Raw genomic sequence first — 20,952 nt, 5'->3', positions numbered from 1 at the left:
CATCATTGCTGTTATTCGTGGTGATTGCTGGCAGCGGCGGGTAGGGCTTGTTTGCGCTCCAAAAAGGCATCCCAAGTTTCAAGGGGTCTTAAAAAGCGAGCCAGTTCTTGCAAAGCGCCCAAATACACATCGCGCTTAAAGTCTATCACTTCATCTACTGGTGCCCAGTAATCATGCCAACGCCATGCATCAAATTCGGGTTTGCTGTTGGCGCGCAAATACACATCACACTCGCGTCCAGTCAAACGCAGCAAATACCAGATTTGTTTTTGGCCGCGGTAAGAGCCGCGCCATTCGCGTCTGACCCAAGTAGAGGGCACATCGTAGCGCAACCAATCGCGGGTACGGCCGAGGATTTTGACATGTTGGGGCGACAAACCCACTTCTTCCATCAATTCACGGTACATGGCCGCTTCAGGGCTTTCGCCGGGTTTGATACCACCTTGGGGGAATTGCCAGTTGAATTCGCGGACACGTTTGCCCCAAAACACTTGATTGCGGTTGTTGACGATGATGATGCCAACATTGGGGCGATAACCTTCTCTGTCTAACATGCTGTTCGCCCAATAAGAATGAATGGTGATTATTGTCGCATAAATGCCACGGGGCGACCATATGCCCATGTTGAAAAACTGTTGCATATCCGCGCTGTTTCACCACATGGATATGCCTACTGGCATGTGGCTTTAAACAGCGCAGATGCCAGTTAAGGCAGGCGAGAAAACTGGAATTTGGTTTTCGGATGGGTGGTGATCATCAGACGAGGCAGCAATTGCAATAAGGCATCGGCTTGCTCGAAATCTTCTTGGCGGATGATGACAGTGGGGTGAAAACGGCGTTTCAAATGCACGCTGATGTCACTGGCTGCGGCCTGTAACAAATCGTCCAAAGCATGGCCGTGCAATAACACCGTGTCCACATGTTGCAAAGGCACGATGTCCATGTGGTTGCCGTTACCAGCGGTTTGCCAGAATAATTGATTGCCCTCTATCACCAAATGCGTGGGTAAAATGGCGCGGTGGAAATTGATGCTGATGTGTTTGCCCAGCAGGACGAGCAATACCGATACGCCCACATGCCAAAACACATCCACAGGTGAGGCGTGTAGCCACAATTGCTGCCAGGTGTTGATGCGTGTGAAATCACGCGTTTGCAACAATAGCGTTTGCACATCACAGTGGTGCAATAAAAACACCGCTAACAAGGCCATAAACGCCAAAACCTGCCACAACAGCAATTGGGCAAATTGTAAACGCGCTTGTAAGGACAAGCGCAGACGCAGCGGTTGGTGCATGCGTGGGGTTTTGGGGTTGAGCATAATGGTTCCAGACACTGTGTTAATTTGCTATCAAAAGTATAGAAAGCAAACCTTGTACCAACCCTGATTTTGAGTATTTATTTTATGTAAATGATTGAATTATGAAGATTTAAGCGCTGTGTGCGAATTTACAGGCCGCATGCAGCAGGTGGTGTGGCAAACAGCTGACGATTTAGTGTTCACAGTGAATCGGGTACAATGACGGCATTCAGATATTGGGTTTTCTAAAATGCAGCAATACCACGATTTAATGCGCCATGTGTTGGAACATGGCAATGACAAAGGCGACCGCACCGGTACGGGCACGCGTTCGGTTTTTGGCTACCAAATGCGCTTTGATTTGAGTGAGGGCTTTCCGGTATTGACCACCAAAAAACTGCATTTGCGCTCCATCATTCACGAGTTGCTGTGGTTTTTGCAAGGCGACACCAACATCAAGTATTTGAAAGAACACGGCGTGTCGATTTGGGATGAATGGGCGGATGAAAACGGTGATTTGGGCCCAGTCTATGGCTACCAATGGCGCTCTTGGCCGGCACCCGATGGCCGGCACATCGACCAAATTGCGGCAGTAGTGGAACAAATCAAACGCAATCCCAATTCACGCCGCATGATAGTGTCGGCATGGAATCCCGCTTTGGTCGACGACATGGCTTTGCCGCCGTGCCATGCGATGTTCCAATTTTATGTGGCCGATGGCAAATTGAGCTGCCAGTTATACCAACGCAGCGCCGATATCTTCTTGGGCGTGCCGTTTAACATAGCCAGCTATGCCTTGCTCACCATGATGGTGGCGCAAGTGTGTGGCTTACAGACCGGTGAATTCATCCATACCTTGGGCGATGCGCATTTGTACAGCAACCACTTTGAACAAGCACGTTTGCAACTCACACGTACCCCCAAAGCCTTGCCACACATGCACATCAATCCTGAGGTGAAAGATTTGTTTGGCTTTACTTTTGAAGACTTTGAATTGGTCGGCTATGACCCAGATCCGCACATCAAAGCGGCGGTAGCGGTATGAGCCAACACATTACCTTGGTGGTGGCCACCGCTCGCAATGGCTGCATAGGCGTCAACAATGACATGCCGTGGCACATCCCTGAAGATTTTGCATTTTTCAAAGCCTATACCAGCGGCAAGCCGGTGGTAATGGGGCGCAAAACATGGGAATCTTTGCCCAAGAAACCGTTGCCCAATCGCCGCAATATCGTGATCACCCGACAAGGGGATTATGAGTCCCTTGGTGCAGAAGTGGTGCATGATTTACAGGCCGCCATCCGTGCTTGTGACCAAGCCCCTGAAATCATCATCATGGGTGGGGCACAAATCTATGCCGAGGCCATGCCATTGGCCACCGACTTGCGCATTACCGAGGTGGATTTGCATGTGGACGGCGATGCATTTTTCCCTGCGCTTGAATCAACACTGTGGCAAGAAGTCGAGCGCAGCAGCCATGTCAGTGCCAAAGGCATAGGTTATGCGTTTGTGCATTATCAACGCCAATAATATTATTTGTATATCATATTGAAACACACAAGCGGCCTGTAAACACAGGCCGTTTTCATTCCTCAATGATTTTGACTATTTGCATTTAAGCCTGTATTTTTTAACAGAAATGGCTATAATGTTTACATTGTTTTTGCCATAAAACGAGGCGCAAAATGTTGTTCTCTGTGTGGATGTCGGCATTCTTGCTGAGCGTGGGCACTGGCTGGTACAGCAGCCGTCGCTTTTTGCATGCCTCCGCCAAACGCCGCGGGGTGCACATCGTGTTTCAAGTGATTGCTGGCTTGAATTACATCGTCTGCGTGTTCAGCTTTTTGTTGATGTGCGCGTATTTGATGGTGGACATCGAATGGCTGGATGGTGTGCCTTTCGTGTCCTTGTTGATTACCTGCATCATGAGTTTGTGCATTGCCAGTTCCGCCTTGAGTCAGGCGGAAAGTCTCGAAGCCGCAGAAACACCTGTCTTGTGATTCACATGCGGCGCCAATACGTTTTGCCCAGCACATAAATCACCAAAGCCGTCACCGCCAATGCAAACCCCACCCACGTACTGGACAAATAACCATAGCCAGCGCCAATCAACACGCTGCTGAGCAAAGGCCCAGCGGCATTGCCGCAATTGAGCGCGGAGTGATAAGCGGCCGAGGGCAAGGTGGCGTAAGGTTGCGTCTGGTCTATGATCAATACTTGTAAGGCTGGGATAAATACCGTAATTGTTCCCAACAGGTAAAAAGCCACATACACGCTGGGCGCATGTGTGGCCCACAGAGCTGTACCATGACCATCACCGCAATGACCCAACAAATGGCCGCCAACAAGGTACGGTGCAGATGGATGCTTGCGAGTTTTCCGCCCACCAAACTGCCGCTGGCCATGCCCAAGCCCACGCACAAAATAATCAGTGGGAACTGGCTTTCATGCAAATGGGCAAGGTCTAAGGCAATGTGTTCGGCATACGTTAATACGCTGACTTTGCCACTGATGACACAAGCGCCAATGAGCAAAATCCACCACACCACCGGATTTTTAAAGGAGAGCAAACCCATGCGCAGCGAACGCTGGTGTTGCAAAGGCAAGGCAGGGCTTAAATTGTGCAGCAATACCAAAATCAACAAATCAACCAAGGCCATGAAGCGGTACATATAGCGCCAACCTTGCACCTCTCCCACCCAAGTATTGAACGGCACGGCCATGATTAAGGCCATGCCTATGCCGGAAAACATCACCCCGATGTAACTGGCGCGTTTGTGTTTGGGAAAGACTTCATAAATCAACAAGGCGGCGGTGCTGAAATAAATGCCATGCGGAAAACCATTGAATACCCGCAGCAAGCGCAATTGCTCGTAAGACTCGGCAAACGAGGTCAAGAAATTGGCGCTGGCACACCAAAACAGCAAATACGCCAATAAGGTGTGGCGATTGAGTTTGGAGCCCAAGATGGCCAACAAGGGCGCACCGATTAACACACCCAGTGCATACGCGCTCATCACTTGGCTGGTTTGCTGCGATGATAATTGCAAATCAGCACTCATTTCATCGCTGAAGCCTATCATCGAATACTCGGTCATGCCCAAGGAAAAGCTGCCCATGGTCAGCAAAATCAGGAACAAACGCGAGTAAGTGTTTTGAAAGAAAGACTGCATCATGGTCGCCGTGTGAGGTGAGTAGAATGGCAAGCATTTATTATCGCACAGCTTTTTAAGCGGCCTGTATCATTATTCTGTTTGGGTTTTTATCTGATGCAAAACTGTGTCTTTATTGAAGATAGAGCCAAGTGTATTTTGCAGTGCGGTAGAAACGGGTTTAATAGACTTTTACAATCGGCGGATATCAGGTAAGCTAAGTCTGACAACCCTGACAGACAACCAGACTGTAAAAACAGTCTTTTTTGCTTTTGAAGAATAGACCGCGTATGACAACGAATCCCACCTTGGCATTGACCAAGCAATTGATGGCCAGAGCATCGGTAACGCCGCTTGATGAAGGTTGCCAACAAATCTTAATCGACAGACTGACTGCGCTCGGCTTTGTGGCTGAGCGTTTGCGTTTTGGGGATACCGATAATATTTGGTTGCGCCGTGGCACCGCCGCACCGTTGACCTGTTTTGCTGGCCACACCGATGTGGTGCCGACTGGCCCGTTAGAACAATGGCAATCCGATCCATTCGTGCCGGTAGAGCGCGATGGCAAATTGTATGGCCGCGGTGCTGCCGACATGAAGACCTCGATTGCTGCATTTGTGACCGCGTGTGAGCGCTTATTGACTGAGCAACCAGATTATCCAGCCAGCATCGCCTTGCTGATTACCTCAGACGAAGAGGGCGATGCCCACGATGGCACCACCAAAGTGGTGGATTTATTAAAAGAGCGCGGCGAGCTGATTGATTACTGCATTGTCGGTGAACCCACCAGCACGGCACAATTGGGCGACACCATCAAAAATGGTCGCCGTGGTTCGCTCTCCGGTAATCTTACCGTCATCGGCAAACAAGGCCACATCGCTTACCCACATTTGGCCATCAATCCCGTGCACACGTTTGCACCAGCCTTGCTGGCGTTAACGCAAGAAGTGTGGGATGAGGGCAATGAGTATTTTCCAGCCACCAGTTTTCAAGTGTCTAACATCCATGCCGGCACTGGTGCGACCAATGTCATCGCTGGCAGTTTGAATGTGAAATTCAATTTCCGCTTCAGCACCGAAGTGACGGCTGACGAACTCAAACAACGTGTGCACGCGATTTTGGATGAGCACGGCGTGAACTATGATTTGCAGTGGTCGCTATCAGGTCAGCCATTCTTGACCGGCGCAGGTCGTTTGACCGAAGTGGCGCAAGCGGCGATTGCGGCCGAAACCGGCGTACAGGCCGAGTTGTCTACCACCGGTGGCACCTCCGATGGCCGTTTCATCAAAGCCATCGCGCGCGAATTAATCGAATTGGGTCCGATTAATGCCAGCATTCACCAAATTGACGAACACGTGAATGTGGCGGATATTGAGCCTTTATCGCACATTTACCAACGCATTTTGCAACAATTGGCAACAGCATAAGAGAACAACATGCAATCCTTATATGGCAAACACTTTTTGAAATTGGCCGACTTGAGCCAAGAACAAGTGGCGCACTTGGTGACTTTGGCCGCCGAATTGAAAGCCGCTAAGAAAAACGGCACCGAAGAGCCGTTGTTGCGCGGCAAAAACGTCGCTTTGATTTTTGAAAAAACCTCGACCCGTACCCGCTGCGCATTTGAAGTGGGCGCGGCCGACCAAGGTGCGAGCACCACCTATTTGGGCCCTTCAGGCAGCCAAATTGGCCACAAAGAAAGCATCAAAGACACCGCGCGCGTGTTGGGTCGCATGTATGATGCGATTGAATACCGCGGCTACGGTCAAGACATCGTCGAAGAATTGGCCGCATACGCCGGTGTGCCGGTGTACAACGGTTTGACCGACGAATGGCATCCCACGCAAATGTTGGCCGATTTGCTCACCATGCGTGAACACTCAGACAAGCCTTTGAACCAAATCGCTTTTGCTTACACTGGCGATGCCCGCTGCAATACCGGCAATTCCTTGTTGGAATTGGGTTGTTTGATGGGTATGGACGTGCGCATTGCCGCGCCCAAAGCCTTGCAACCGAGCGCCGAAGTCCTAGACCATTGCCAAGCCTTGGCAGCCAAAAGCGGTGCACGCGTGTTGATTACCGAAGACTTACAGGCCGCTGTGAAAGGCGTGGATTTCATTCATACCGACGTGTGGGTGTCTATGGGTGAACCAGAATCGGCATGGGCTGAGCGCATCGCCTTATTGAAAGACTACCAAGTTAACAGCGCCATCATGGCCGCCAGCGGCAATGACCAAGTGAAATTCATGCATTGCTTGCCTGCCTTCCACGACACCGACACCAAAGTTGGTCGTTGGGTAGAAGAAACGTTTGGCATTGTCGGTTTGGAAGTGACGGACGAGGTGTTTGAAAGCGCCGCCTCCATCGTCTTCGACCAAGCCGAAAACCGCATGCACACGATTAAAGCCGTGATGGTAGCGACCTTGGCACAATAAGCCTTGCTGATGTTGAAAAAGCGGCCTGTAAATGTTTACAGGCCGCTTTTTTGTGGCCAGAGTGTAGGGCATGCAGTATGCTTAGTTTGAAACATGGGAATGTGAATACTGACGATAAGGGGTGATAAGTGGATAATAATAAAACAGGGTTTACGGCTCAATTTGACCCTGCCCAAATTGATAAAGCTGAAGCATTGGCCACAGCCAAAAAATTTCAACAGCGTTTATTGCTATCCAAAGCGCTTTATCCGTATGTTTTTTTGTTTGGAATTGCAGCTTTTTGTCATAAATACTTGCATTTACCCCTGCCAAATGTGGTTTGGGGCTGGTTGTTTGGCATTGCTGCGGTGTGGATTGTTTATAGCATCATTTCAACCTTGGTATTGGGCATTTGCCCATATTGCCAACAGTTTCAAAAACTCAATGGTCAAACGCTGGGTGTGGATGCACAGTCGGTTTCTTATTCCAAAGGGGTGTCACCTTTCATACACCGATGCAATCGTTGTGCTGCGCCGTTGTCGGTTAAAGCAGTGAATCAGGATTACGCTGCGTAAACAAACAGTATGGTGCTTTTGTGGCGCAGCAGTGTGATGACAAAATGATGCAAAAATAGAATAAGAGGTTTGATTGTGGCTTTAAGAATAAATAAGCGGCCTGTAAACAATTACAGGCCGCTTTGGTCATGCAAACACATGAATCTTGTTATCTGCGCACTTATCTTCTTTCTTGTCGGCGTATCCAATAAATCGCGCCGATTAAGAACAACAGCGTCGGCAGAATCGCCGCGATTGCTGGAGCGATATTGTATAACTGCGCGCTGAAGGCGAAGAAGCGGTTGGCAAAGTGAAAGCCGACGCCAACAAAAATACCGATGAACAATTTGATGGTGGTGTTGGTGCGGCGCGTGGCTTGCGGTGTGAACGCCAGCGCAATCAAGGCCATCGCCAAGGCGGCGATGGGGTAAGTGAGTTTGCGCCACCAGGCAATTTCATAGCGCTCAGATTGTTGGCTATTGGTTTTTAAATGTTTGATGTAGTCGCCCAAGGCCAGCAATGACATTTGCTCAGGCTCCACTTGCAAGGCACGCAAGACCGCATCGTCCACTTCCAAGGTCAGCGTGGTTTGCGCTTCGGTGCGGGTTTTGGTGGCGTTGGCGCTCAAATCGGTGATGGCCACTTGTTTGAGCTGCCATTGGTTGCCGCCGATATTGTGGGCGGAATCAGCGTGCAAGGCTTGGGACAACTCATAATTGGCATTGTGGCTGTAGATAGTGAGGTTGCGCACGCTCAAGTCTGGCAACAATTCGCCAAAATTGATGTAACGGCCTTCATTCTTAATCCACACGCCCGATTGACCGACGGGGCCATCGTTTTTTTGCACATGGTTTTTCAAACGTTCGGCGTATTGCTGCGATTTCGGCGCCACCCATTCGCCCAACACCGCGGTCAAAATCGCAAACACTAAGCCAAAGCTCAGCAAGGTTTTGACAAAGCGTTTGGTCGACACACCACTGGCTTTCATCACCGTCAATTCGCTGTTATTGGCCAAGCCAGACAAGGCAATCAGGCCACCAATCAGCACCGCCAGCGGCAGCAATTCATACACGTGCGCGGGAATGAGCAGGGCGACATAAGCGAGCATGCTGCCCACGCCATAGCCGTTTTTGCCCAAGTCGGCGCTTTCTTGCAACACATCGAAAAACACATACAGCGCCAGCAAGGCAATCAGGCTGAACACCGTCATCGCGCCCAAGCGTTTGAGCAGGTAGCGGGTTAATAAACTCATGAGCGGTTTCCTTTCAAGGCGGCTTTCAATGTCGGCCAAAAGGCACCGCTGGGTTGATTGCGGTAACGCAACAACAGCCAACCCAATAACAACATCAACACATGCATCGGCAAAAAGCCCAGCCAAAATGGCAAGCCGTCTTCAACTGCACGGCGCAGCAAGGTCAGACCATTTTGGTAAATCAAGAACAGCACCACTGCCAACACCAAATTGTAGCTATGGCCAGCGCGGGGATTGAAATACGACAAAGGCACGGACAACAAGCCCAATAACAATAAAGACAAAGGCAAGGACAAACGCCACATCAACTCAGCTTGGTGGCGTGGCTGGTCGCTGTTCCACAATTTGCTGGTGGGGATGGCTTGGCGCGCTTCGCTCGGTTTCACTGGGTCGATATTGGTTTGTACCAACAAGTCCAGCTTGTCAAAACTCACTACTTCATAATCGGCTTGACCAGGGGTGCCGACATAGCGGCGGCCATTCAATAAGGTCAAGGTGCGCTCTTTCGGGTCATCCAATTTGAAATTGCCGGATTGAGCGGTGATGATGGCGCTTTTACCGGCCGGCATTTGCTCGCGGATGAACAGGTTTTTGGCAATGCCTTGCTCGCTGTCAAAGCGCTCAATAAAGTAAACACGGTCGCGGCCAACAGCGCGAAACACGCCTTGTTCGACCATGGACAAGGCTTGCTGTTGTTTCAAAATTTGCGCGTATTCTTGGCTGCGGCTTTCGGCCCACGGCAATACTGCCAAGGTCAATACTGCAATCAATAAACTAAACGGCACCACAAACCATGCCACCGGTCGCAGCCAACGGCTTAAAGACAGGCCACCGGCGCGCCAGACCGCCATTTCGCTGTCACGCCAATAGCGCGTGAGCACGGTCAGCAGGCTGATGAAGGCGGTTAAAATCAGTAATAAAGGCGTTAAGCCCAGCATCCAAAAACCGATTAAGGTGCCAACGGCATCGATGGCGACCCGACCGTCAGCGGCGCGGCCGAGTAAGTTAACGACTTGCGTACACAGCAAAATCGCCAACAACACCACGAAAATACCGACGGCAGTGAAGGACAGTTCTTTGATAAATTTGCGTTGATAAATCATATAAGCTTTTGCCTAGCTGGCATGGTTTCAGGAGGCCGCGTCAGGTACAATCAGTGTGTTTGACGTTTTGGGCATTCAATTCGCCACAATCTGGAGATAAATGACATGAAATTTAGCATAATTAGCGAAAAAAATCAGCTTGAACAGAATGCTGCCTATGTTTGGGTCAGCGTAAAAGGCGAAAATCAAACAGCGGCGGTGGCTGCTAAGCTGTTGGGCGCATTGCAAAATGGTTTGGATGCGGACGCTGCAGCAGACAGCGCCTGTGGTTTGGATGTGAATGCAGGCGTTTTGAACGCAGTAGCGGTATTGCAAGTAACGGCCGATGCCAGCCGTGCCAAATTGGAAAAGCACGCCTTGAAAGTGGCGCAGTATGTGGTGGAACAAAAAGCCACCAGCGTGGCCGTGGACGTGCGCGGTATTGATGCGGCTTTGGCGACAGTTTTGGTCGATGTGTTGGTGTTGGCATTTGCACAAGCGACTTACCGTTTTGACGAACACAAACGCGATGCCAAAGCCGTGAGCTTGACTGAAGTACAATTGGTTGGCAGCAGCGATTTACAGGCCGCATTGAATAAAGCCAGCATCTTGGCCAAAGCGGTGGCCTTTGCCAAAGACTTGGGCAACCAAGCACCGAATATTTGCACACCTACTTACTTGGCCGAACAAGCAAAAGCGCACGCTGAAGCCGCTGGCGCCACTGCCGTGTTGCACGATGCTGCGGCCATCCAAGCCTTGGGCATGGGCTCATTCTGGGCGGTGGCCAAAGGCAGCATCGAAGCGCCATACTTGATTGAATTGACTTACAACGGCGCAGCTAATGCGGGTGAACAACCGTATGTGTTGGTCGGCAAAGGCATTACCTTTGATACTGGCGGCATTTCATTGAAACCTGGCGCTGGCATGGACGAGATGAAATACGACATGTTTGGTGCGGCTTCGGTGATTGCGTCTTTCTGCGCCGCGGCTGAGATGAAGTTGCCGATTAATTTGAAAGCCATCGTACCAACGTGTGAAAACATGCCTTCAGGTGCGGCGACCAAACCGGGCGACATCGTCAAAGCCATGAATGGCATCAGCATCGAGATTTTGAATACCGATGCCGAAGGCCGTTTGATTTTGTGCGATGCCTTGGCATTTGCTGAGCAATTCAAGCCACAAGCAGTGGTCGATGTGGCGACCTTGACCGGGGCTTGCATCATCGCCTTGGGCCATGAAGTCAGCGGTGTGATGGGCAATAACCAAGACTTGGTCGATAACTTGGTGGCCGTAGGCAACGATGTCAACGACCGTGTGTGGCAATTGCCCTTGTTTGACGACTACCGCGATTTGCTCAAAAGCAATTTTGCCGATTTGGCCAATATTGGCGGTCGCCCAGCCGGCACGATTACCGCCGCAGCGTTCTTGTCTTATTTCACTGAAAACTATGCTTGGGCACATTTGGATGTGGCCGGCACGGCTTGGACCAGTGGTGCGAGCAAAGGCGCTACAGGCCGGCCTGTACCTTTGTTGGTGAATTATTTGTTGGCACAAGCGACAAAATAATTTCAAATGACGCAATACTGATTTGCATCAAACAATGGCAAAAAGACCTAATGTTTCAAGACACTGGGTCTTTTTTTATGCCAAATGTTTGAGCTAGGTTAATAAAATTTATCAACTATTTGTCATTCTTATCAGCGTGACGCCTATGGGATGTTCACGAGGAGGAGATGGGTGGAATGGAGTAAAGTTCTACTCTAATCAATGACATAGAAATGTAATGGATAAGAGCTATAAAGCCAAAAATAATCCATACCAAGGAGATAAATCATGTCATATATATGGAAGGATATGTCGGAAGCCGATTTGGCCACGACGCATGAACCTAAGCAGTATTTGCATCATTTTTCTGATGGCCAACAACGTCGCTTGTACACCGTGGACGACGAAGTGGCCTATCCCGATGGGCGCATGATCGTGTCGCGCACCGACTTAAACGGCGTCATTACCCATGCCAACCAAGCCTTTATTGATATTTCAGGTTATGAGCGTGAGGAATTAATCGGCGCACCGCAGTGCATTTTGCGCCATCCAGACATACCCAGTGCCGTGTTTGGCGATTTGTGGGGCACCATCCAAAGCGGCAAGTCTTGGTTTGGCTATGTGAAAAACTTGCGCAAAGATGGCCGTTATTACTGGGTGTATGCATCGGTTAACCCGAATTTTCGCAATGGCCGCGTGGTGGCTTACACCTCGGTGCGGCGCAAGCCCGCCCGTTCTAAGGTTAATGAAACCATTGCCCGCATCGAGGCTTTTAAACGCGATGGGGTGGCATGATGGTGACGGCAAACCTGCGCGTGTCGATTGCGCCCGACATCCATCCTGAGTTTTTGGCGGGGTGGCACATCTTTTTGCGCCATTTGCAAAAGCAGGTCGATGTGAGCATGGACATTTCGTCTTATGCCAATTTCGGGGAATTGCGCGCCGGCTTGGAGCAAGAGCAGGTGGACATGATTTTTGCCAGTGCCTCCGATTGCAGTTATTTGGTGTTGCAAAAAGGCTTTATCGCCTTGGCAAGGCCGGAGAGCGATGTCACCGAAATTGTGGTGTTGTGCCGCAACGATGCCACTTACCAACACATTGAAGACATGGAGGGCAGGCAAAACCGCATCGCCTGTGCTGACAGCCCTGAGGTGAAGCATTTGGGTTTGATTTTGTTGGAGGCGGCCAATGTCAACGATGAGGAATTGGTGCTTTCCAGCACCCAAAGCCATTTGCTGGCGGCCAAGCAATTGATGAATGCGGAAGTGGATTTGGCGTTTGTGCCTACTGACATTTATGAGGGTTGGAGTGCGACGCTGCGCAACAGCATGCGACCGTTGGTGCAAACCATGAAAGACGATGTCGAGGGTTTGAGCCATGTGTTGTTGCTGTCGCCGCAATACCAACATTTGGTGGCAGGATTGAAATCAGAATTAAACCTCATCAATGGCAGCGGCCAGCAGCGCTTGTTGCAAGACATCAACATCCACAAATGGCATGTGCTGGAGGACAATGCCGACATTGATTATTTGATCGATTTGGTCGATACCTTGCAGATTTAAAAAGCAGCTTGGGGCGATTGCCCTGATTTGCAGCATCAAAAAAACGTGCCTTTTAGGGCACGTTTTTATTTACTCTTGCTCGTCTATCCACGCTTGTTGGATGGCTTCGAGGATTTTTTCACCACAGCGTTCTGGCACGTCGTCAAACTCAGGCAAGTCCAACACCAATTGGCGCAATTGGGTAAAGCGTATGGTGCTGGGATCTATGTCTGGATGGCTATCGACCAAGTCTTCGGCGATGCGTAAGGTGTCTGTCCATTTCATCGAGTGTTCCTTTGCTTACAGGCCGCTTAATGTTCGCGGGCGTGGTTGATGGTGTATTTCGGTAATTCTACAACCAAATCCACATCGGCCACACGCGCTTGGCAGCTCAAACGTGAAGTTGGGGTTAAGCCCCAAGCCTGATCGAGTAAATCTTCTTCTAAATCGGTGGCGTCTTCCAAGCTGTTAAAACCTTGTTTGATGACCACATGGCACGTGGTGCAGGCGCAAGATTTTTCGCACGCATGGTCGATGTCTACATGGTGGTCTAAAAGCACGTCACAAATGGTTTGTCCTACAGGTGCATCGGTAATTTCCGCGCCATTGGGGCACAATACTGGATGAGGCAACACAGTAATTTTTGGCATATAAATCCTTATGGGTATTGTTTTGCCCAAGCAATGATGTTGGCGATGGATTGCTTGGCTTGTGGGCTGTTTTTCCAGCAGCTGCTGCGCAAATGCGTGGCGATGAGCTCCAAGACCTCGGTGCTGTCGCTGTCGGCCAGCACGGCCACATCATCCAAGCCCACTTCTTGCAGGCGTTGGATGACGGTTTTGCCCACATAAGGCAAAGCCAACATTTCAGTCACTTGGTCGGGAGTCAAAGGCATTTACAGGCCGCTTTCTCTTAAATATCGGCAATGTTTTGGCCGGTTAAGGCGCGTTGGATGTTGCGGTCCATGCGGGCGGCGGCAAAGCCATCGGTGGCATGGTTTAAGGCTTCCACACTGGCGCGGATGCTGGCGGCATCGCCTTGCACGATTTGCTGTTGCAAGCGTTTTAATACCACATCGATGTCGGCGCGTTCGGCGGTGCTGAGCAAATCACCATCGCTCTCCAAAGCGCCGCTCACCGCCGCAATAATGCTTTCTGCTTCCACCACCGCTTCTTGGCGCGCACGCTGTGCCATGTCTTCTTGCGCGAATTGCATTGAGTCTTTGAGCATTTGCGTGATGGTGGTGTCGTCCAAGCCGTAGGAAGGTTTTACTTCAATGGCGGCCTGTACGCCGGTGGTTTGTTCTTGTGCCGACACGGATAACAAGCCATCGGCATCGACTTGGAAGGTCACGCGGATGCGCGCCGCACCGGCCACCATAGGCGGAATGCCACGCAAGGTGAAGCGGGCGAGTGAGCGGCAATCGGCCACCAATTCGCGTTCGCCTTGTACCACATGAATGGCCATCGCGGTTTGGCCGTCTTTAAAGGTAGTGAATTCTTGTGCCATCGCCGTTGGGATGGTGGAATTGCGCGGAATGACTTTTTCGACCAAGCCGCCATAAGTTTCCAAGCCCAAAGACAAAGGTGTGACATCCAATAACAACCATTCATCGTCGGCTTTGTTACCAGCGAGGACATTGGCTTGGATGGCAGCGCCCAAGGCCACCACTTCATCCGGATTCAAATTGTTCAACGGGGTTTGACCAAAGAAAGTCGCCACCGCTTGCTGCACATGCGGCATGCGTGTGGCGCCGCCAACCATGATGACGCCGCCAATATCGGCTTTGCTGACATCCGCGTCACGCATCGCTTGTTTGACGGGGTCTATGGTTTTCATCACCAAGTGTTGCGTCAATTGCTGGAACAGTTCGCGCGTGATGTTGCTTTCCACTTCGCGACCGTCGGACAAGACCGCGCGCAAAGTGGTGCTGGCATTGTTGGTCAATTCTTGTTTGGCCGCGCGCACCAAGCTCAACAGCAATTGGCTGTCTTGTTCGCTCAGTGCCGACAGTTTTTCATGCTCAAGCAACCAGCAATACAAGCGGTGGTCGAAATCGTCGCCACCCAAGGCGCTGTTGCCGCCGGTAGACAAGACTTGGAACAAACCTTGTTCCAAACGCAAAATTGACACGTCAAACGTACCGCCGCCCAAGTCAAACACCACAAACGTGCCTTCAGCACGGTTGTCGAGACCATAGGCGATGGCCGCTGCGGTAGGCTCATTGAGCAAACGCAACACGTTCAAACCGGCCAAGCGCGCTGCATCTTTGGTGGCTTGGCGTTGGGCATCGTCGAAATACGCCGGCACGGTGATGACGGCGCCGGTCAAGCTGCCACCCAAGCTGTTTTCAGCGCGGGCTTTTAAGGCTTTGAGGATTTCGGCCGACACTTCTATCGGGGTTTTTAAGCCCATGCGCGTTTGCAATTCGATGATTTTGTCGTTGTCGGTGAAGCGGTACGACCATTGGCTGCGATTCAAGTCGCCGATTTGGCGACCGATTAAGCGTTTGGCCGAACTGATGGTATTGAGTGGGTCGATTTTTTGGGCTTTTAAGGCATCAAAACCGACTTCAACCTCTTGGCCATAACGCACCACCGAGGGCAAAGTCACCCGACCGTGTTCATCGGGTAAACAACGAGCGCTGCCGCTTTGTACGGTAGCGACCAAGCTGTTGGTGGTGCCTAAGTCTATGCCCACAGCCAAACGGTGTTGGTGTGGCGCTGCTGACATGCCAGGTTCGGCGATTTGTAATAAAGCCATGAGAGTGTTCTGTCTGAAAGGATTAAGGTAAGGCTTGCTTGATTTGTTGCAATAATTTGTGAATGAAACGGCCTTCACGCACGTGATTGGCGGCTTCTTCCCATTTTTCATCAGCAAAGTCTTGGTTTAATGCGGCCTGTAAGGCATCGCGGGCGACCACTATTTGTCGATTCAATGCCAATAAGGCTTGTTCATCATGTCCGGCATCTTCTAAGTCTTCACGCCATTGCATTTGCTGCATTAAAAAAGCCGGCGCGAAATGCGTGTTTTCAGGCGCATCGGCTTTGATGCCTTGTTCTTGCAATAAGTAGGCAGCGCGGTCTAGCGGAGACTTGAGGACGCGATAGGCTTCATTGATGGTGGCCGACAGCATCACCGCTTGCTTTTGTTCAAAAGCGGACAAATGCGCTGTTTTATCGGGATGGTATTGGGTCGATAAACGGCGGTAGCTTTGTTCCAGTACTGCCGCATCTAACGGATAAGATTTGGGTAATGCAAAAATTTTAAAATAATCTATGGCCATAACAGGCGTCCTGAAACCTTAGCTGTGCTTAAACGTGAAAGCTTTCGCCACAACCACATTCGTCTTTGACATTGGGATTGGCAAATTTAAAGCCTTCTTGCAAGCCTTCTTTGGTGTAGTCGAGCTCGGTGCCGTCCAAATACACATGGCTTTTCGGGTCCACAAATACCTTCACGCCAAAGCCTTCAAACACCATGTCTTCTGGCAAAGCACCATCTGCAAATTCCAAAGTGTAAGCCATGCCCGAGCAACCACTGGTGCGCACGCCCAAGCGTATGCCTTCGCCTTTGCCACGGTTGTTCAAGAAGTTTTGGATGTGCGTTGCGGCACGTTCAGTAATGGTAATCATGTTGCATCCTTGGTATTGCTTCAAACAGGATAGGGTTTACAGGCCGCATCTGAATTGATACATGCGGCCTGTAAGGCGTCTTATTTGTCGCCGTGTTTGGTTTTGTAATCGCTCACAGCCGCTTTGATGGCATCTTCAGCCAAAATAGAGCAGTGAATTTTTACGGGTGGCAAAGCCAATTCTTCAGCGATTTCGCTGTTTTTAATTGCCAAAGCTTCGTCCAAAGTCTTGCCTTTAACCCATTCGGTAATCAAAGACGAAGAAGCGATGGCAGAGCCACAGCCATAGGTTTTGAATTTTGCATCTTCAATCACGCCAGTGTCGCTGACTTTGATTTGCAATTTCATCACGTCGCCACACGCAGGGGCGCCGACCATGCCAGTGCCGACACTGTCGTCACCTTTGTCAAAAGAACCGACGTTGCGGGGATTTTCGTAATGATCAATTACTTTGTCGCTGTATGCCATGTTGTACTCCTAGGGAGCAGCGTGGGCTGCTCTAAAATATGAGGTTAATTAGTGTTCTGCCCATTGCACGGTAGACAAGTCTATGCCTTCTTGGTGCATTTCCCACAATGGGGACAAATCGCGCAATTTGCCAATTTTGGATTTGAGCAAATTGGCGGCGTATTCGACTTCTTCCATGGTGGTGAAGCGACCGAAAGTGATGCGCAATGAACTGTGAGCCAATTCATCGTTGCGACCCAAAGCGCGCAAGACATAAGAAGGTTCCAAGCTGGCAGAAGTGCACGCCGAGCCGCTGGAAACTGCCAATTCTTTCACTGCCATGATCAGGCTTTCGCCTTCAACAAAGTTGAAGCTGATGTTCAGATTGCCGACATAACGGTGTTCCATGTCGCCATTGATGTACACTTCTTCAATGCCATCAATCAATTCTAAGAAGCGGTTGCGCAAGCCCAACAAGCGTTCGTTTTCAGCAGCCATTTCTTCTTTGGCGATGCGGAAAGCTTCGCCCATGCCCACGATTTGGTGAGAGGCCAAAGTGCCGCTGCGGAAACCGCGTTCATGGCCACCACCGTGCATTTGCGCTTCTAAGCGGATGCGTGGTTTGCGGCGCACATACAAAGCACCGATGCCTTTAGGACCGTAGATTTTGTGGGCTGACAAGCTGATTAAATCAACTTTGGTTTTGGTGACATCGATTTCAACTTTACCGGCCGCTTGTGCTGCGTCCACATGGAATACTATGCCACGTTCGCGACAGATTTCGCCGATGGCGTCGATGTCTTGAATCACACCGATTTCATTGTTGACCCACATCACCGATACCAAGATGGTGTCGTCGCGCAAAGCGGCTTTCAACACTTCCAAGTCAATCAAGCCGTTTTCTTGTACGTCCAAGTAAGTCACTTCAAAGCCTTGGCGTTCCAATTCACGCATGGTGTCGAGCACGGCTTTGTGTTCGGTTTTCACCGTGATGAGGTGTTTGCCTTTGCTTTGGTAGAAATTGGCTGCACCTTTGATGGCCAAGTTGTCTGATTCTGACGCACCCGAGGTGAAAATGATTTCTTTGCTGTCTGCGTGCAATAAATCGGCAATGTGACCGCGCGCGGTTTCAACTGCTTCTTCAGCGACCCAACCAAAAGCATGGCTAGAGCTGGCTGGATTGCCGTAAATTTCTGACAAATAAGGAATCATTTTTTCAGCGACACGCGGGTCCACGCGGGTGGTGGCAGCATTGTCTAAATATACAGGGATTTGAACAGCCATGATTTTTCTCTTTAACTAATGGTGGGTTCGTTAAAACGTACCGTGTGTTCCTGAGGTGCGTATTGTTGTTTTACTAAATCGTCTAAACAGATGTTGCTGAGGTAATCGTCTATGGTTTTGTTGAGGTTTTCCCACAAGCTGTGGGTCATACACGGTGCATCACCATGGCAATTGCCTTTGCCGCCGCATTGGGTTGCATCCAAACCGTCTTCGACCGCATTGACAATATTGGCGATATTGATGCTGTCGGTGGGGTGGTTTAACACATAACCACCACCAGGGCCGCGGATGGATTTGACCAATTGGGCACGGCGCAATTTCACAAACAACTGTTCCAAGTAAGCGAGGGAGATGTGTTGGCGCTCACTGATGGCGGTCAGGCTCACGGCGCCGTCTTGGTCGTGTAAGGCCAAATCGAGCATCGCTGAAACCGCAAATCGCCCTTTAGTGGTTAGTCGCATACGTCTTTCCTGCTTGAATATGTGAACATTATCTTATTTCCGACTAATTCAGTCAACTATTAAGTCGTTGCTAAATACGCATGATAAAATTTATTTATGAGCGAAGCAGTGGTAGATGGCATCCAAGCCACCGTAGTTGATGCAAATGTCTGCCACAGCACGGGTTTTGGGCTTGGCATGGAAGGCCACACCAAAGCATGCTGCTTGTATCATCGGGATGTCGTTGGCACCATCGCCCATGGCCAAGGTTTGGGATAAGGGGATGCCCAATTCTTGCGCATGTTGCTGCAACAAATCGGCTTTGGCCTGAGCATCTATCATGCGGCCTGTAAGTTTGCCGGTGAGCTTACCATCGATGATTTCCAATTCGTTGGCATACGCATAGTCCAAACCCAATTGGGCTTTTAAACGCTCGGTAAAATAGGTAAAACCACCTGAAACCAGCATGAATTTCACGCCATATTGTTTACAGGCCGCAATTAAGGTTTCAGCACCTTGGGTCAATTGCAATACATGGTCGTACACATAAGCCAATTCGGTTTCAGGCAAGCCTTGCAGCAAGGCCACGCGTTCGCGCAAAGAGGACGCAAAATCCAATTCGCCAGCCATAGAGCGCTCGGTAATGGCTGCGACTTGTTCTTTCAAACCATTGCCAGCCGCGATTTCATCTATACATTCAATGGTAATGAGGGTGGAATCCATGTCGCTGATAATCAAACCCAAATCGCCAAACGCCACATCCGGCATGATTACCGCATCAACTTGGTGCTGTGCCAAGAATTGGTCTTGTTCTGCGCTCAAGGCAAAACCATCGGCTACGGGCAAACGCCACACAGATGAAGGTGATGTTGGGGGTGTAAAAACATCGGCCCATGCTTGCCAATTCAATTGAGTAAGCTCAGGGTGTTGCAATACCAAAACTGCCATAATCTTCGCCGCAAATAAAAGGCCTATTTTGCCATAAAACCGAGGCTTGAGCTTGATTGTGGCCGAATTAGTTGCCCAGGTGTGCACACAGGGTTTACAGGCCGCTTATCACGGCCAAGATTCAAGGTTTTATTTGGCTTAAGAGGCGTTCAATGTCGTTGATTAATTTTAAGGGTGAGGTGTAAGGCGCGGCGCGTTTGACGATGCTGCCATCTGGAGCAACCAAAAATTTGGTGAAATTCCATTTGATGCGCTGCGTGCCCAAAACGCCGGGGCGGGCGGCTTTGAGTTCTCGCCACAAGGGATGGGTATGCGGGCCATTGACCTCGATTTTTTCAGTCATTAAGAATGAAACACCGTAGTTTATTTGGCAAAACTCAGAAATTTCTTGATTAGAATCAGGTTTTTGCTGTTTGAATTGATTGCAGGGGAAGCCGATAATCTGCAAACCTTGGCATGCATATTGCTTTTGTAAATACTCAAATTGAGCCAATTGTGGGGTAAAGCCGCAGTGGCTGGCAGAATTAAACAACAACAAGGCTTGACCTTGAAATTGGCTCAGAGCCAAGGATTCGCCAGTCAAACTGTTGAGTGTATGGGAATAGACGCTCATGCTTTCCTCCAAAAAAATACGCTGTACGGCAAGGGGAATAGCCAATACAGCGTTTGAATATCAATTCAAAATAAGGGAATAATGCAAAATATTCAGGAGGAAACATTTGCAGAAACCATTCTACCTATTTTCCTGCAAAAATACAGCATTAAATTGCAAACGCAGGTAAATAAAATTAGAGTTAAGCCTTAGGAAGCGTCACGCCAACTTGGCCCATATACTTGCCATTTCTGTCTTTGTACGAGGTTTCGCAGTCTTCGTCGCTCTCAAAAAACAAAACTTGCGCCACGCCTTCGTTGGCGTAAATTTTTGCCGGTAAAGGCGTGGTATTGGAAAATTCCAAAGTCACATAGCCTTCCCATTCTGGCTCAAACGGAGTCACGTTCACGATGATGCCGCAGCGGGCATACGTCGATTTGCCCAAACACACGGTCAACACATTGCGCGGAATGCGGAAATATTCCACGGTGCGCGCCAATGCAAATGAATTCGGTGGAATGATGCAGTAATCGTCTTCGATTTCAACAAAATTGCGGGTGTCGAAGTTTTTCGGGTCAACAATGGTGGAATTGATGTTGGTGAAAATCTTAAATTCGCGCGCACAGCGTATGTCATAACCATAACTGGACGTGCCATAAGAAATGATTTTTTCGCCATTTAATTGCTTGATTTGATTGGGTTCAAATGGAGAAATCATGCCGTGCTCTTCGCTCATGCGGCGTATCCATTTGTCGGATTTTATGCTCATA

At 49.9% G+C, this 20,952-nt stretch carries 27 protein-coding genes; 9 read left to right on the top strand and 18 right to left on the bottom strand.

What is annotated here, in order from left to right:
* Window positions 1-11: 11 nt before the first annotated feature.
* Both BN3003_RS17390 and BN3003_RS17385 read right to left on the bottom strand, forming a co-directional pair.
* On the bottom strand, window positions 12-554 hold the full coding sequence (locus BN3003_RS17390) for an RNA pyrophosphohydrolase (RefSeq protein WP_058358102.1): 543 nt from the start codon (window positions 552-554) through the stop codon (window positions 12-14).
* Between the two features lie 152 nt (window positions 555-706).
* Window positions 707-1,318: a hypothetical protein gene (locus BN3003_RS17385; protein ID WP_058357879.1), complete on the bottom strand. Its 612-nt coding sequence runs from the start codon at window positions 1,316-1,318 to the stop codon at window positions 707-709.
* Between the two features lie 229 nt (window positions 1,319-1,547).
* Between BN3003_RS17385 and BN3003_RS17380 the strand changes: the two genes are divergently transcribed.
* The 3 genes from BN3003_RS17380 to BN3003_RS17370 all read left to right on the top strand — a co-directional run bounded on the left by BN3003_RS17380 (window position 1,548) and on the right by BN3003_RS17370 (window position 3,297).
* Window positions 1,548-2,342, top strand: coding sequence for a thymidylate synthase (locus tag BN3003_RS17380; RefSeq protein WP_058357878.1), 795 nt, complete (start codon window positions 1,548-1,550; stop codon window positions 2,340-2,342).
* A complete protein-coding gene (locus BN3003_RS17375; protein WP_058357877.1) occupies window positions 2,339-2,827 on the top strand; it encodes a dihydrofolate reductase in 489 nt (162 codons plus the stop codon). The genes BN3003_RS17380 and BN3003_RS17375 overlap by 4 nt, the downstream gene beginning before the upstream one ends.
* A 155-nt stretch (window positions 2,828-2,982) precedes the next feature.
* A complete protein-coding gene (locus tag BN3003_RS17370) occupies window positions 2,983-3,297 on the top strand; it encodes a hypothetical protein (protein WP_058357876.1) in 315 nt (104 codons plus the stop codon).
* A 1-nt stretch (window position 3,298) separates the two neighbouring features.
* Here the strand turns inward: BN3003_RS17370 and BN3003_RS17365 are convergent, their stop codons facing one another.
* Window positions 3,299-3,511, bottom strand: a complete 213-nt coding sequence (locus tag BN3003_RS17365; protein ID WP_058357875.1) for a hypothetical protein — start codon at window positions 3,509-3,511, stop codon at window positions 3,299-3,301.
* On the bottom strand, window positions 3,508-4,473 hold the full coding sequence (locus BN3003_RS17360) for an MFS transporter (protein WP_058357874.1): 966 nt from the start codon (window positions 4,471-4,473) through the stop codon (window positions 3,508-3,510). The genes BN3003_RS17365 and BN3003_RS17360 overlap by 4 nt, the downstream gene beginning before the upstream one ends.
* A 266-nt stretch (window positions 4,474-4,739) precedes the next feature.
* On the opposite strand from BN3003_RS17360, the gene dapE reads away from it, so the two are divergent.
* From dapE to BN3003_RS17345, 3 genes are all read left to right on the top strand, one after another.
* A complete protein-coding gene (gene dapE / locus BN3003_RS17355) occupies window positions 4,740-5,876 on the top strand; it encodes a succinyl-diaminopimelate desuccinylase (RefSeq protein ID WP_058357873.1) in 1,137 nt (378 codons plus the stop codon).
* Between the two features lie 9 nt (window positions 5,877-5,885).
* The gene (gene argF, locus BN3003_RS17350) at window positions 5,886-6,884 is read left to right on the top strand and encodes an ornithine carbamoyltransferase (protein ID WP_058357872.1); all 999 of its coding nucleotides are present in this window, start codon (window positions 5,886-5,888) and stop codon (window positions 6,882-6,884) included.
* Between the two features lie 128 nt (window positions 6,885-7,012).
* Complete coding sequence (locus BN3003_RS17345) at window positions 7,013-7,438, top strand: hypothetical protein (protein ID WP_058357871.1); 426 nt, start codon at window positions 7,013-7,015, stop codon at window positions 7,436-7,438.
* Window positions 7,439-7,598: 160 nt separating this feature from the next.
* Here the strand turns inward: BN3003_RS17345 and lptG are convergent, their stop codons facing one another.
* Window positions 7,599-8,669, bottom strand: a complete 1,071-nt coding sequence (gene lptG / locus BN3003_RS17340; protein ID WP_058357870.1) for an LPS export ABC transporter permease LptG — start codon at window positions 8,667-8,669, stop codon at window positions 7,599-7,601.
* Window positions 8,666-9,772, bottom strand: coding sequence for an LPS export ABC transporter permease LptF (lptF, locus tag BN3003_RS17335; RefSeq protein ID WP_058357869.1), 1,107 nt, complete (start codon window positions 9,770-9,772; stop codon window positions 8,666-8,668). The genes lptG and lptF overlap by 4 nt, the downstream gene beginning before the upstream one ends.
* A gap of 105 nt (window positions 9,773-9,877) precedes the next feature.
* On the opposite strand from lptF, the gene BN3003_RS17330 reads away from it, so the two are divergent.
* The 3 genes from BN3003_RS17330 (at window position 9,878) to BN3003_RS17320 (ending at window position 12,858) form a co-directional block, all read left to right on the top strand.
* Complete coding sequence (locus tag BN3003_RS17330) at window positions 9,878-11,317, top strand: leucyl aminopeptidase (protein ID WP_058357868.1); 1,440 nt, start codon at window positions 9,878-9,880, stop codon at window positions 11,315-11,317.
* A gap of 267 nt (window positions 11,318-11,584) precedes the next feature.
* The gene (locus BN3003_RS17325) at window positions 11,585-12,091 is read left to right on the top strand and encodes a PAS domain-containing protein (protein ID WP_199822608.1); all 507 of its coding nucleotides are present in this window, start codon (window positions 11,585-11,587) and stop codon (window positions 12,089-12,091) included.
* Window positions 12,088-12,858, top strand: a complete 771-nt coding sequence (locus BN3003_RS17320) for a PhnD/SsuA/transferrin family substrate-binding protein (protein ID WP_058357866.1) — start codon at window positions 12,088-12,090, stop codon at window positions 12,856-12,858. The genes BN3003_RS17325 and BN3003_RS17320 overlap by 4 nt, the downstream gene beginning before the upstream one ends.
* 69 nt (window positions 12,859-12,927) lie before the next feature.
* Here the strand turns inward: BN3003_RS17320 and iscX are convergent, their stop codons facing one another.
* The 12 genes from iscX to dcd all read right to left on the bottom strand — a co-directional run bounded on the left by iscX (window position 12,928) and on the right by dcd (window position 20,951).
* Window positions 12,928-13,122, bottom strand: coding sequence for a Fe-S cluster assembly protein IscX (iscX, locus tag BN3003_RS17315; RefSeq protein WP_058357865.1), 195 nt, complete (start codon window positions 13,120-13,122; stop codon window positions 12,928-12,930).
* Between the two features lie 26 nt (window positions 13,123-13,148).
* A complete protein-coding gene (gene fdx, locus BN3003_RS17310; protein WP_058357864.1) occupies window positions 13,149-13,487 on the bottom strand; it encodes an ISC system 2Fe-2S type ferredoxin in 339 nt (112 codons plus the stop codon).
* 8 nt (window positions 13,488-13,495) lie between these two features.
* Window positions 13,496-13,732: a hypothetical protein gene (locus BN3003_RS17305; protein WP_058357863.1), complete on the bottom strand. Its 237-nt coding sequence runs from the start codon at window positions 13,730-13,732 to the stop codon at window positions 13,496-13,498.
* Between the two features lie 17 nt (window positions 13,733-13,749).
* Complete coding sequence (hscA, locus tag BN3003_RS17300) at window positions 13,750-15,600, bottom strand: Fe-S protein assembly chaperone HscA (RefSeq protein ID WP_058357862.1); 1,851 nt, start codon at window positions 15,598-15,600, stop codon at window positions 13,750-13,752.
* 22 nt (window positions 15,601-15,622) lie between these two features.
* Window positions 15,623-16,123: a Fe-S protein assembly co-chaperone HscB gene (gene hscB, locus BN3003_RS17295; RefSeq protein ID WP_058357861.1), complete on the bottom strand. Its 501-nt coding sequence runs from the start codon at window positions 16,121-16,123 to the stop codon at window positions 15,623-15,625.
* Window positions 16,124-16,151: 28 nt separating this feature from the next.
* Window positions 16,152-16,472 carry an iron-sulfur cluster assembly protein IscA gene (gene iscA / locus BN3003_RS17290; protein ID WP_058357860.1) on the bottom strand — a complete coding sequence of 107 codons (321 nt, stop codon included), beginning with the start codon at window positions 16,470-16,472 and terminating at the stop codon, window positions 16,152-16,154.
* An 80-nt stretch (window positions 16,473-16,552) separates the two neighbouring features.
* Window positions 16,553-16,939, bottom strand: coding sequence for a Fe-S cluster assembly scaffold IscU (gene iscU, locus BN3003_RS17285; protein WP_058357859.1), 387 nt, complete (start codon window positions 16,937-16,939; stop codon window positions 16,553-16,555).
* Between the two features lie 48 nt (window positions 16,940-16,987).
* Complete coding sequence (locus tag BN3003_RS17280) at window positions 16,988-18,202, bottom strand: IscS subfamily cysteine desulfurase (RefSeq protein WP_058357858.1); 1,215 nt, start codon at window positions 18,200-18,202, stop codon at window positions 16,988-16,990.
* A gap of 11 nt (window positions 18,203-18,213) precedes the next feature.
* Entirely contained in the window at window positions 18,214-18,663 is a 450-nt protein-coding gene (locus tag BN3003_RS17275; protein ID WP_058357857.1) for a Fe-S cluster assembly transcription factor, read from the bottom strand.
* A 90-nt stretch (window positions 18,664-18,753) separates the two neighbouring features.
* Window positions 18,754-19,590 carry a phosphoserine phosphatase SerB gene (serB, locus tag BN3003_RS17270; protein WP_058357856.1) on the bottom strand — a complete coding sequence of 279 codons (837 nt, stop codon included), beginning with the start codon at window positions 19,588-19,590 and terminating at the stop codon, window positions 18,754-18,756.
* 121 nt (window positions 19,591-19,711) lie between these two features.
* The gene (locus tag BN3003_RS17265; protein ID WP_058357855.1) at window positions 19,712-20,203 is read right to left on the bottom strand and encodes a glutathione peroxidase; all 492 of its coding nucleotides are present in this window, start codon (window positions 20,201-20,203) and stop codon (window positions 19,712-19,714) included.
* 181 nt (window positions 20,204-20,384) lie between these two features.
* Window positions 20,385-20,951: a dCTP deaminase gene (gene dcd, locus BN3003_RS17260; RefSeq protein ID WP_058357854.1), complete on the bottom strand. Its 567-nt coding sequence runs from the start codon at window positions 20,949-20,951 to the stop codon at window positions 20,385-20,387.
* Between the last annotated feature and the right edge of the window lies 1 nt (window position 20,952).

It is taken from the genome of Vitreoscilla massiliensis, from assembly GCF_001457815.1.
Lineage (GTDB): Bacteria > Pseudomonadota > Gammaproteobacteria > Burkholderiales > Neisseriaceae > Vitreoscilla > Vitreoscilla massiliensis.
Note: the sequence above shows the minus strand (reverse complement) of the source record. Positions and strands in the feature narration are given on the sequence as shown.

Coding starts and splice junctions, on each gene's coding strand:
- dapE (WP_058357873.1), top strand. CDS start 4,740: ATGACAACGAATCCCACCTTGGCATTGACCAAGCAATTGATGGCCAGA.
- BN3003_RS17390 (WP_058358102.1), bottom strand. CDS start 554: ATGTTAGACAGAGAAGGTTATCGCCCCAATGTTGGCATCATCATCGTC.
- hscA (WP_058357862.1), bottom strand. CDS start 15,600: ATGGCTTTATTACAAATCGCCGAACCTGGCATGTCAGCAGCGCCACAC.
- argF (WP_058357872.1), top strand. CDS start 5,886: ATGCAATCCTTATATGGCAAACACTTTTTGAAATTGGCCGACTTGAGC.
- BN3003_RS17385 (WP_058357879.1), bottom strand. CDS start 1,318: ATGCTCAACCCCAAAACCCCACGCATGCACCAACCGCTGCGTCTGCGC.
- dcd (WP_058357854.1), bottom strand. CDS start 20,951: ATGAGCATAAAATCCGACAAATGGATACGCCGCATGAGCGAAGAGCAC.
- BN3003_RS17305 (WP_058357863.1), bottom strand. CDS start 13,732: ATGCCTTTGACTCCCGACCAAGTGACTGAAATGTTGGCTTTGCCTTAT.
- serB (WP_058357856.1), bottom strand. CDS start 19,590: ATGGCAGTTTTGGTATTGCAACACCCTGAGCTTACTCAATTGAATTGG.
- BN3003_RS17320 (WP_058357866.1), top strand. CDS start 12,088: ATGATGGTGACGGCAAACCTGCGCGTGTCGATTGCGCCCGACATCCAT.
- BN3003_RS17265 (WP_058357855.1), bottom strand. CDS start 20,203: ATGAGCGTCTATTCCCATACACTCAACAGTTTGACTGGCGAATCCTTG.
- lptF (WP_058357869.1), bottom strand. CDS start 9,772: ATGATTTATCAACGCAAATTTATCAAAGAACTGTCCTTCACTGCCGTC.
- BN3003_RS17370 (WP_058357876.1), top strand. CDS start 2,983: ATGTTGTTCTCTGTGTGGATGTCGGCATTCTTGCTGAGCGTGGGCACT.
- BN3003_RS17275 (WP_058357857.1), bottom strand. CDS start 18,663: ATGCGACTAACCACTAAAGGGCGATTTGCGGTTTCAGCGATGCTCGAT.
- BN3003_RS17375 (WP_058357877.1), top strand. CDS start 2,339: ATGAGCCAACACATTACCTTGGTGGTGGCCACCGCTCGCAATGGCTGC.
- hscB (WP_058357861.1), bottom strand. CDS start 16,123: ATGGCCATAGATTATTTTAAAATTTTTGCATTACCCAAATCTTATCCG.
- fdx (WP_058357864.1), bottom strand. CDS start 13,487: ATGCCAAAAATTACTGTGTTGCCTCATCCAGTATTGTGCCCCAATGGC.
- BN3003_RS17280 (WP_058357858.1), bottom strand. CDS start 18,202: ATGGCTGTTCAAATCCCTGTATATTTAGACAATGCTGCCACCACCCGC.
- iscU (WP_058357859.1), bottom strand. CDS start 16,939: ATGGCATACAGCGACAAAGTAATTGATCATTACGAAAATCCCCGCAAC.
- BN3003_RS17330 (WP_058357868.1), top strand. CDS start 9,878: ATGAAATTTAGCATAATTAGCGAAAAAAATCAGCTTGAACAGAATGCT.
- iscX (WP_058357865.1), bottom strand. CDS start 13,122: ATGAAATGGACAGACACCTTACGCATCGCCGAAGACTTGGTCGATAGC.
- lptG (WP_058357870.1), bottom strand. CDS start 8,669: ATGAGTTTATTAACCCGCTACCTGCTCAAACGCTTGGGCGCGATGACG.
- BN3003_RS17325 (WP_199822608.1), top strand. CDS start 11,585: ATGTCATATATATGGAAGGATATGTCGGAAGCCGATTTGGCCACGACG.
- BN3003_RS17380 (WP_058357878.1), top strand. CDS start 1,548: ATGCAGCAATACCACGATTTAATGCGCCATGTGTTGGAACATGGCAAT.
- BN3003_RS17360 (WP_058357874.1), bottom strand. CDS start 4,473: ATGATGCAGTCTTTCTTTCAAAACACTTACTCGCGTTTGTTCCTGATT.
- iscA (WP_058357860.1), bottom strand. CDS start 16,472: ATGATTACCATTACTGAACGTGCCGCAACGCACATCCAAAACTTCTTG.